The sequence below is a fragment of the Anaerotignum faecicola genome, assembly GCA_024460105.1.
Lineage (GTDB): Bacteria > Bacillota > Clostridia > Lachnospirales > Anaerotignaceae > JANFXS01.
The window spans coordinates 1-439 of record JANFXS010000324.1; the positions used below are offsets into that span (position 1 = coordinate 1).

General features: G+C 44.4%; 1 protein-coding gene. It reads right to left on the bottom strand.

Going from position 1 to position 439, the window contains the following annotated elements:
- Positions 1-305, bottom strand: a 305-nt coding sequence (locus NE664_14195) for an ABC transporter substrate-binding protein (GenBank protein ID MCQ4727786.1), incomplete at its 3' end; no start/stop codon positions are given.
- Between the last annotated feature and the right edge of the window lie 134 nt (positions 306-439).

Here is a 439-nt window from a genome sequence, read left to right on the forward strand (position 1 = left end):
ACATCATCGGCTGCCACCAAAGTATCCAGCTTTGTAAAGTAGCTGTCAAAATCATAAAACTCCGCTTCAATATGTACATTCGGATTCTGTTCCTCATACATTTCAATTACTTTGTTCGTAGCGTCATGCCTCGTCTGTGATCCCCACCACGCCATGCGCAGTGTGATCTGCTCACCGGACGCTGCCGATTCTTTTCCGCTGTCCGCCTCCTGTGTATTTGTCTCGGTTTTCTGTCCTCCGCACGCGGTCAGTGATGCTGCCATAACCACCGCTGTTGTCAATGCCATAAGTCTTCTTAATTTCATAATTGATCCCCTTTTACACCTTTCGCTGTCTTTGTTCTCACTTGTTACCTGCTTAAGCTTTTTTCGGATCCGATACGTTTCTGTAAACATATCTTACTATTTCAGACTTATTTTTTCAACCGATTTGGGCACTT